The sequence below is a fragment of the Streptomyces sp. Ru71 genome (assembly GCF_002920535.1).
In the GTDB taxonomy this organism is placed as follows: domain Bacteria; phylum Actinomycetota; class Actinomycetes; order Streptomycetales; family Streptomycetaceae; genus Streptomyces.
The window spans coordinates 1-8919 of the sequence record NZ_PQSS01000137.1; the positions used below are offsets into that span (position 1 = coordinate 1).

The following is an 8919-nucleotide window of genomic DNA, read 5'->3' on the forward strand; positions in this document are numbered from 1 at the left end:
GAGGAGATCCCCCTGGCCTGAACCGGGCCACCGGGAGGAGAGCGCGGAAGGCCACAGGAAAACGGCCGGGGGTGACGGTGTCTGTCCCGTCTCCCCCGGCCGGTTAAGTCCTTGCCGTCGGTGTCAGTGCGCAGCGGCGATCTCCTCCCCCGCTTCCATGGGGTGGGTGACGTCCTGGGCCTCGCGGCCCTTGCCTATGTGGTTGAAGAGGAGGTTCAGCACCACGGCCGTCACGCAGCCCGTGGAGATGCCCGAGTCCAGGACGATCTTCGCGGTCTCGGGGAAGGAGTGGTAGAACTCCGGCGCGGTGATCGGGATCATGCCGACGGCCAGGGAGACGGCCACGATCAGCACGTTGTTGTCCCGGTCGAGGCCGGCCCGCACCAGGGTCTGGATGCCGCTCGCCGCGACCGAGCCGAACAGCACGACGCCCGCGCCGCCGAGCACCGGGCGGGGCACGACCGCGATCAGCGAGGCGGCCATCGGGCACAGGCCCATCAGCACCAGGAAGGCGCCGCCGGTCGCGACGACGAAGCGGCTGCGGATCTTCGTCATCGCCACCAGGCCGATGTTCTGCGCGAAGGCGCTGCACATGAAGCCGTTGAACAGCGGGCTGATCGCGGAGCCGAGGGTGTCGGCGCGCAGACCGGCCGCGATGGTCTTCTCGTCGGCGGGGCGCTCGACGATCTCACCGAGCGCCAGCATGTCGGCGGTCGACTCGGTCATCGAGACCACCATCACCACGCACAACGAGAGGATCGCGGCCAGCTGGAACTGGGGGGCGCCGAAGTGGAACGGGGTGGGGAAGCCGATGACGTCGGCGTCGCCGACGGGGCTGAAGTCGGTGACGCCGAAGGGGATCGCGATGAGCGTGCCGGCGACCAGGCCGAGCAGTACGGCGATCTGCTTGACGAACCCGGTGGTGAAACGGCGCAGCAGCAGCACGATCAGCAGGGTGATGCCGGCCAGGGTGAGGTAGGTCGTCGAACCGTAGTCGTCGGCCTTGGGATTGGGCCCCTGGGCCCAGCCGAAGGCGACCGGCAGCAGGGAGACGCCGATCAGCGTGATCACGGTGCCGGTGACGACCGGCGGGAAGAAGCGGAGCGCCTTGCTGAAGATGGGCGCGGCCAGGAAGCCGAGCAGGCCGGCGACGATGACCGCGCCGAAGATGATCGGCAGGGCGTCGGACTTGTCGTCGGTGGAGGCGACCACAGCGGTCATGGGGGCGACGCCGGCGAAGGTGACGCCGTTGACGAACGGCAGCCGGGCACCGATCTTCCAGATGCCCAGCGTCTGCAGGAAGGTGGCGAGGCCCGCGGTGAACAGGCACGCGCCGGTGAGGAACGTCAGCTCGGCGCCGGAGAGGCCGATGGCCGCGCCGACGATCAGGGGTGGGGCGACGACTCCGGCATACATGGCGGCGACGTGCTGCAAGCCGCTGGTCGCCATTTTGAGTGCGGGGAGTTTTTCGTCTACGGGATGGGCGGCCACAGCTGCTCCTCCAAACGGCTAACACGTCGTGGGGCGACGTGGATTTCAGGGAGGTGGTGCGGGTGGTCGTGCGGGACCGTGACGGGAGCGGCGCTGGTGAGCGGTATGACCGTTCCGGGGCGCGCGCATGGGCACGCGCCCCGGAGACGGCTGCCGTGGATCCCGCTCGGATCCACGGTCCCGGCCGGGAGCCGTCCCTCCCGGCCGGAGTCTTGTGAGCCCTCGGATCAGCCCTGCGCGGCGATCCGGGCGAGGCGCTGGGCCTCCTCGCGGGTGGAGCGGGCGACGGCGTCCTCGTCGACGGTCAGCAGGCGGCCGTCCTCGACGATCTGCCGGCCGTTGACGAAGGACGCGGTGACCGGGGCCGCGGCGCCGAAGACCAGCGCGGTCACCGGGTCGGCGATGGAGGCGTGGGCGAGTGTGTCCATCCGCCACAGCACCACGTCGGCCAGCTTGCCCGCCTCCAGCGAGCCGATCTGGTCGGCCCGGCCGAGGACCCGTGCGCCGCCGTGGGTGCCGAGCCGCAGTGCCTGGCGGGCGTTCAGCGCGGCCTCGCGGTGTGCGCCGAGGCGGTTGATCAGCAGGGCGTTGCGCAGCTCGGTGTGGAGTTCACCGGACTCGTTGGAGGCGGTGCCGTCGACGCCGAGCCCGACCGGGACGCCCGCCTTGAGCATGTCGGGGACGCGGGCGATGCCGGCGGCGAGGCGGGCGTTGGACGACGGGCAGTGGGCGACGCCGGTCCCGGTGCGGGCGAACGCGGCGATGTCGGAGTCGGTCATGTGGACGCAGTGCGCCATCCACACGTCCTCACCGAGCCAGCCCGTCGACTCGAAGTAGTCGGTCGGGCCCATGCCGAACAGCTCGTGGCAGAACTTCTCCTCCTCCACGGTCTCCGAGCCGTGGGTGTGCAGCCGTACGCCGAGCCGGCGGGCCAGTGCGGCGCCCTCGCGCATGAGTTCGGTGGAGACCGAGAACGGCGAGCAGGGCGCGACGGCCACCTGGGTCATGGCGTCGAAGGAGGCGTCGTGGTGCTCCTGGACCGTCTCCTCGGTCGCGGCCAGGGCACCGTCCAGCGTCTCGACGGCGAAGTCCGGCGGCAGGCCGCCGTCCTTGACGCTGCGGTCCATCGAGCCGCGGGCCAGCGTGAAACGCACCCCCATCTCGGCGGCGGCCCTGATGATCGCACCGGACAGGTCACCGGAGCCCTGCGGGAACACGTAGTGGTGGTCCATGGCGGTGGTGACACCGCCGCGGGCCATCATGGCGAGCGATCCCTGCGCGGCCGAGTAGCACATCTGCTCGTCGATGCGCGCCCAGGTCGGGTACAGCGCGACCAGCCAGTCGAACAGGTTGTGGTCGGTGGCCAGACCCCGGGTGATCCACTGGTAGAAGTGGTGGTGGGTGTTGACCAGACCGGGCGTGGCCAGGTGGCCGCTCGCGTCGATCCGCCGCACCACGTTCTCCAGGCCCTCGGGGGCCCGGCCCGCGCCGACCGACTCGATCCTGTTGCCGGCGAGGACGAGATACCCCGAGGCGTACTCGGTGTCGTCCGCGTCCACGGTGGCGATCGCGCAGTGCTCGATGACGGTGCGCTGGGCTGCCGAAGGTGCCATCGTGCTTCCTTGTCTTTCAGTGGCGGCCCGTGGACGGGGGTGAGTCCACGGGGAGGGCACGGCAGGACCCTAGGAGGATTTGAGTGCCGGGGCGGTCTGGCCGCTCCGGGTGCCGAGGTGATGGAAGAACAGGTTGAGCAGGACCGCGACCAGCGCGCCGGCGCTGATGCCGGAGCCGAGGACGGTCTGCGCCCAGGCCGGGAAGTCGGAGTAGAAGGTGGGGGCGGCCAGCGGGATGATGCCCGCGCCGAGCGCCACGGCCACCAGGATGATGTTGGAGCTGTCGTCCAGGCCCGCCTCCGACAGGGTGCGGATGCCGCTGACGGCGATCGAGCCGAACAGGACGATGCCCGCGCCGCCGAGGACCGGCATCGGGACCAGGGAGACGACCGCGCCGAGGACGGGGAAGGCGCCGAGGACCAGCAGGGTGCCGCCGGCGACGGCGACGACGTAGCGGCTGCGCACCCGGGTCAGCGAGACGACGCCGACGTTCTGGGCGAAGGCCGAGGTCGGGAAGCCGCCGAAGACCGGTCCGAGCAGGGTGGCGATGCCGTCGGTGCGCAGGCCGCGGGTGATCGTCCGGCCGTCGGTGCGGCGGTCGCAGATCTCGCCGAGGGCGAGCATGCCGGCGCTGGACTCGGTCATCAGCACCAGCATCACGATGCACAGCGACAGGACGGCCGCGGGCTGGAACTCGGGGGCGCCGAAGGCGAAGGGCGCGGGCAGCGCGGCGACGGGCGCGGACTTCAGGCCGCTGAAGTCGGCCATGCCGAACGGGATGGCGGCGAGGGTGCCGATGAGCAGCCCGAACAGCAGGGCGACCTGCCTGACGAAGCCCTTGCCGAAGCGCTGGATGAGCAGGATGACCGTCAGCGTGAAGCCGGCCAGCGCCAGGTACTTCATGGCGCCGAAGTCGGCGGCGGTCTTGTCGCCGCCCTGCGCCCAGCTGACGGGCACGGGCATCAGGGTGACCCCGATGAGCGTGATGACCACGCCGGTGACCAGCGGCGGGAAGAAGCGCAGGAGCCGCCCGAAGAAGGGGCCGATCGCCAGGCAGAAGACACCGGCGACCATCACCGCGCCGTAGATCGCGGGGAGTTGGTGGCCCTTGTCGTTGGTCTCGGCGATCGCGAGGATCGGTGCGATGCCGGCGGAGGAGGCGGCGTTGACGAAGGGCAGCCGGTTGCCGACGAAGCCCTTGACGCCGATGGTCTGCAGGATGGTCGCGACGCCGGCGATGAGCAGGGACGCGGCGATCAGGCGGGTGCGGGCCGCGATGTCGAGTCCGCAGGCCTGGCCGATGATGAGCGGAGGAGTGACAACGCCTGCGTACATCGCGGCGATGTGCTGGAGCGCGGCGGGGACGAGCCGCGAGAGGTGGAGCTTCTCGTCCACCGGGTGCACGGACGTGACGGCGTCCTCGGTGTGCACCGGCGGGGTGGAACAGGAGCCTTTCGCCGGCTCCCTTGCAGGCTGTGCCATGGTCTTCCCTCCGGTGTGGCGTGTCCCCGGTCCCGGCGGCGGGACCGGGGACACGCGTCCCGCGTCAGAGGTTGGTCATGTCGACCGGGATGAGCTGCTCGGCGCCGTCCCGCAGGATGGTGGCCTCGATCAGGCCGTAGGGGCGGTCCGCGGCGTAGTACACGGCGCCGTCCTTGGCCTCGTTGTCGATCCCGAAGGGCGACAGGTCCGAGCGGAAGTGGTGCTTGTTCGGCATGGAGAAGCGGATCTCGTCGACCTCGTCGCGCGAGTTCAGCACCCGCACACCCATCTCGAAGAGGGTCTGCTGGAGCGAGTACGAGTAGGTCTCGGCGAACGCCTGCAGCGCGTGCTTGCGCACCCCGTTGTACGAGCGGTCCCAGTCCGGGGCGTGCGAGTCGATGCCGTCCCAGTTGTGCCGCCACCAGGTGGAGACGGTGGTGGCGAGGATGCGGTCGTAGTCCTCCTGAAGGGTGGTGTACTTGTCCTTCAGGTAGCCCCAGAACTCGGAGTTGGTCGTGTTCAGGACGGTCAGGTCCTTGAAGCCGGAGAGCACCTGGATGCCGTGGCCGTCGTAGGTGATCTCCGCGACGCGGGTCTCCTGGCCCTTGCGGACGAAGGAGTGGGCGATCTCGTCGGCGCCGACGAAGCGGGCACCGGACTGCGAGGTCTCGATCCGCTCCCAGCCGTACTCCTCGATGCGGATGCGGGCCCGGGAGATGGATCCGGTGTTGTCCACGAAGTGGCGGGCGAGCTTGATGCCGAAGCCCTCGGCGGTCTCGATCCCGTGCTCCTTGGCGAACGCGTACACCGTGTTCTTGGTGGTGTCGGTGGGCAGGACGTTCGCGTTCGAACCGCTGCGGTGGACCTCCTCCATGTCGCCGGACAGGGCGACGGAGACGTTCAGGTCCTTGATGTGGTGCGTGTCGCCGTCACGCGTGATCTTTACGACGCGGTTCTCTGCCTTGCCGTACTGGTTCTGTCCCAGGACGAAACGGGTCATGGTGTCGGTCAGCTCCCTCGGTAAACGGAGTAGCCGAACGGGTTGAGCAGCAGCGGAACGTGGTAGTGCTCACCGGGCACCACCGCGAAGGCGATGGTGACCTCGGGGAAGAACACCGGCCTGCTGTTCTCGCTGTCCCGGAGCGCGGGGGCGTCCTGCTGGGCCGCGGCTTGTTTCTTGGCGAAGTACGTCTCGACCTCGAAGTCGAGCCGTACGTGGGTGGTCCCCTCCGGCAGAGCCGGGAGGTCCTTGCACCGCCCGTCCGCGTCGGTGGCCGAACCGCCGAGTGCCTGCCAGTCCGCGTCGCGCCCGGAGCGGGCGGAGAGGTGGACGGCGACGGCTTCTGCGGGCCGGCCGACGGAGGTGTCCAGGATGTGCGTGGACACCGAGGCGGTGGTGCTGGTGCTCATGGCTGCTGTCAGTCCTCTTCGACGAGTCGTGCCAGTCGGATGCGGTTGATCTTGCCCAGCTCGGTGCGGACGATCTCCCGCTCCTGCTCCGGCGAGTTGCCGATCCGCTCCTTGACGGCGTCCCGCATCTGCTCACCGGTGCGGCCGGTGGCGCAGATCAGAAAGACGTGACCGAACTTCTCCTGGTAGGCCAGGTTCAGTTCGAGCATCTCCGCCTTGAGCTCCTCGGACGCGCCGGCCATGCCGCGCTGTTCCCGAGCGGAGGTGGGATCCCCCGGCTTGGGGCGGCCGATCGGCGGGTGCCCGGCCATGGCCTCCTCAAGGTCCTCGGCGGTCAGCTCGGCCATGGCGGCGTCGCTGGCTGCGTAGAGGTCCTCGGGGCCGGCGTAGGGGCGGGCGGCCAGCAGCCGCTGCGCCCACGCCGTGGAGCTGCACGCCTCAAGGAGAGCGGCGCGGGCCGCGTCCTCCTCGGATGCGTTGAAGCGGGCCAGGCCCGGCGGCGTGGAAGTGGACGTCACTGGAGCCTCCGTGGCCGTTAAGGCCGTCGTGCTGAACGGGCGTGGCAGTAGCTAACGCCGTCCGAAACACCACGTCAACACTTTGTTGAAAAATCGAGCGGAGGAAATCTTCCCGCCACCCGTCGGTCAGGCCTCTCTCTCGCGGTTGAGGTAGTTGTAGACCGTGAAGCGGCTGACGCCGAGCGCGCTCGCGACGGTCTCCACGCCGTGCCGCACGGAGAAGGCGCCACGCGCCTCCAGGATGCGCACGATCTCCTGCTTGGCCTTGCGGTCCAGATCGGCCAGCGGCATGCCCTTGCGGCGCTCCATCGCGGCCAGGATGTGATCGAGGGAGTCGGCCAGCTGCGGCAGCCGTACGGCGACGGCGTCGCTGCCCTCCCAGGACAGCACGACGTCTTCAGGGGCGGCCTCGTCGGGCGGCAGCATCTCCCCGCCGATGGCATCGACCAGCGGCTTCACGGCCGCGATGAACGACTCGTCGCCGGTGCCGGTCACTCGTCCTCCTCGATCACGTTGACCTGGAGGGAGACGCGGGTCGCGCCGGCCTCAAGGGTCTTGCGCAGCAGCGCGTCCACGGCCGTGAGGACGACGTCGGCACCGCCCTCGGCGGTGTTGCCGAACGGGCCGACGTCCACGGCCTCCAGTTCGGCCGTCTCGATGACCTGGCGGGCGACCACCGCGTGCGCGGGCGCCTGGTCGAGGTCGAAGGGCTCGGTCGTGAACTCCACTCTCAATCGCACGCGCACAACCTAACCCCCCCAGCCGGTGTTCCGGCAGCTCCCGGGGCATCCCCGCGACGGATGGGCCGCCCGGCCGCGTAGAGCGGACGAGGACAGGCCCACAGGGAGGGGTTCGCGGCATGGCAGGACACAGAGCGAGACGGGTGCGGGGTACGGCACTGGCGGTGGCGGCGATGACCGCGCTGACCGCGTCCCAGGCGGCGGGCGGGACACCGGCGCGGTCCGCGGCGCCCGCACCACCGGCGGCCGCCGGGCAGGGGCCGAGCGTCACCGGCGACACCCCGTACCGCACCGATCTCCCGCCGCTGCGCACCGGCGGGCACACCCAGGCCGGGACACCGGTCGCCGCGCTGCCCGCCGGCGTGTTCGCCGCCTACCGGCGCGTCGAGGACCGGCTCGCGGTGGAGGCCCCCGGCTGCCGGCTGCGCTGGCAGCTGCTGGCGGCGATCGGGCAGGTGGAGTCCGGGCAGGCGCGGGGCGGCCGGGTGGCCCCCGACGGTACGACGCTCACGCCGATCCTCGGTCCGCGCCTGGACGGCGTGGGCTACGCGCGCGTGGCGGACACCGACGGCGGCGCCTACGACGGGGACCCGGTCTTCGACCGCGCGGTGGGGCCGATGCAGTTCATCCCGTCGACCTGGGCCCGCTGGGGCGCGGACGGCAACGGCGACGGGCGCCGGGACCCGGACAACGTGTACGACGCGGCGCTCGCCGCCGGGCGCTATCTGTGCGCGGGCGGACGCGACCTGTCCGTCCCGGCGCAGCGGGACCGGGCGATCCTCGGCTACAACCACTCGACGGCGTATCTGCGCACCGTGCTGGCCTGGTACGGGTACTTCCTGCTGGGGCACCGCGTGGTGCCGGACGCGGGCTGGGGTACGGCACCCTCGGCGCGCTCGCATCCGTCGCGGCCCGCGCCGAAGGACCGGCCGGTGCCCAGGCCGGCGCCCGGGCCGTCGCACACGCCGGCGCCCTCGGCCCGCCCCGGCGCCACCCCCTCGCCCGCGCCCTCGGCCACTGGGTCACCGGCGCCCACCGGGACCGCACGGGCGACCGACGCACCCCGGCTGCCGCTGCCCGGCCCGGTCACGGAGCTGCCCGGTGGTCTGCTGCCCACCGGCGGTCCGCTGACCCGCAACGGTGCGGACACGATGGGCGCAGCCCCCTCCACAACCGTGCCTACCGAGCGGTAATGTCCCCACCCGCCGGACGCACCATGCCGGCGGGTGAGTGCGAAGGGGCCCTCATGGCGACGGAGATGCCTGCGGACACACGAGCCGCCGACGACCGGTGGGAGCGCATGTGGAGCCACCGCGAGCAGCTGCTCAAGGTGGCCCGGCGCCGGTCGATGAGCCTGGAGGACGCCGAGGACGCGGTGCACGAGGCGATGCTGCGCGCCGCTGAGCGTCCGGACCTGGACGACGAGCGCCTGGGCGCATGGCTGACGACCGTGACCATGCGGCTGTGCGTCGACCGGTACCGCCAGGTCAACCGTGAGGCGGAGGTGCGCACCAGCCCGACGCTCATGGCACCGGGGCCGGTGCCGGTCGAGGAGGCCGTGTGCGACCGGGCCGAGGCCAGGTGGCTGGCCGTGCGCAGCGGCGAGCTGCCGGCCCGGCAGGCGGAGGCGCTGCGGCTGAGGTCCGAGGACCTCGACGTGGGCCA

The 8919-nt window shown here is 71.3% G+C and carries 10 protein-coding genes; 2 read left to right on the plus strand and 8 right to left on the minus strand.

Annotated features, from left to right (window positions below; translation table 11 throughout):
- Positions 1-123: 123 nt before the first annotated feature.
- The 8 genes from C3489_RS37270 to C3489_RS37305 form a co-directional block, all read right to left on the minus strand.
- Positions 124-1491, minus strand: coding sequence for a nucleobase:cation symporter-2 family protein (locus C3489_RS37270; RefSeq protein ID WP_103786574.1), 1368 nt, complete (start codon positions 1489-1491; stop codon positions 124-126).
- A gap of 227 nt (positions 1492-1718) precedes the next feature.
- Entirely contained in the window at positions 1719-3104 is a 1386-nt protein-coding gene (locus tag C3489_RS37275) for an 8-oxoguanine deaminase (protein ID WP_103786575.1), read from the minus strand.
- A gap of 69 nt (positions 3105-3173) precedes the next feature.
- Positions 3174-4586 carry a nucleobase:cation symporter-2 family protein gene (locus C3489_RS37280; protein WP_103786576.1) on the minus strand — a complete coding sequence of 471 codons (1413 nt, stop codon included), beginning with the start codon at positions 4584-4586 and terminating at the stop codon, positions 3174-3176.
- A gap of 64 nt (positions 4587-4650) precedes the next feature.
- On the minus strand, positions 4651-5586 hold the full coding sequence (pucL, locus tag C3489_RS37285) for a factor-independent urate hydroxylase (RefSeq protein ID WP_103786577.1): 936 nt from the start codon (positions 5584-5586) through the stop codon (positions 4651-4653).
- An 8-nt stretch (positions 5587-5594) separates the two neighbouring features.
- Positions 5595-5996: a hydroxyisourate hydrolase gene (gene uraH, locus C3489_RS37290; protein WP_103786578.1), complete on the minus strand. Its 402-nt coding sequence runs from the start codon at positions 5994-5996 to the stop codon at positions 5595-5597.
- Positions 5997-6004: 8 nt separating this feature from the next.
- The gene (gene uraD / locus C3489_RS37295; protein WP_103786579.1) at positions 6005-6514 is read right to left on the minus strand and encodes a 2-oxo-4-hydroxy-4-carboxy-5-ureidoimidazoline decarboxylase; all 510 of its coding nucleotides are present in this window, start codon (positions 6512-6514) and stop codon (positions 6005-6007) included.
- Positions 6515-6640: 126 nt separating this feature from the next.
- Complete coding sequence (locus tag C3489_RS37300) at positions 6641-7009, minus strand: helix-turn-helix domain-containing protein (protein ID WP_103786580.1); 369 nt, start codon at positions 7007-7009, stop codon at positions 6641-6643.
- Positions 7006-7254 carry a hypothetical protein gene (locus C3489_RS37305; protein WP_103786582.1) on the minus strand — a complete coding sequence of 83 codons (249 nt, stop codon included), beginning with the start codon at positions 7252-7254 and terminating at the stop codon, positions 7006-7008. The genes C3489_RS37300 and C3489_RS37305 overlap by 4 nt, the downstream gene beginning before the upstream one ends.
- A 119-nt stretch (positions 7255-7373) precedes the next feature.
- On the opposite strand from C3489_RS37305, the gene C3489_RS37310 reads away from it, so the two are divergent.
- The gene (locus tag C3489_RS37310) at positions 7374-8447 is read left to right on the plus strand and encodes a lytic transglycosylase domain-containing protein (protein ID WP_103786581.1); all 1074 of its coding nucleotides are present in this window, start codon (positions 7374-7376) and stop codon (positions 8445-8447) included.
- A gap of 53 nt (positions 8448-8500) precedes the next feature.
- Positions 8501-8919 (plus strand): RNA polymerase sigma factor (locus C3489_RS37315; protein WP_146075404.1); only part of this gene is annotated, 419 nt, incomplete at its 3' end.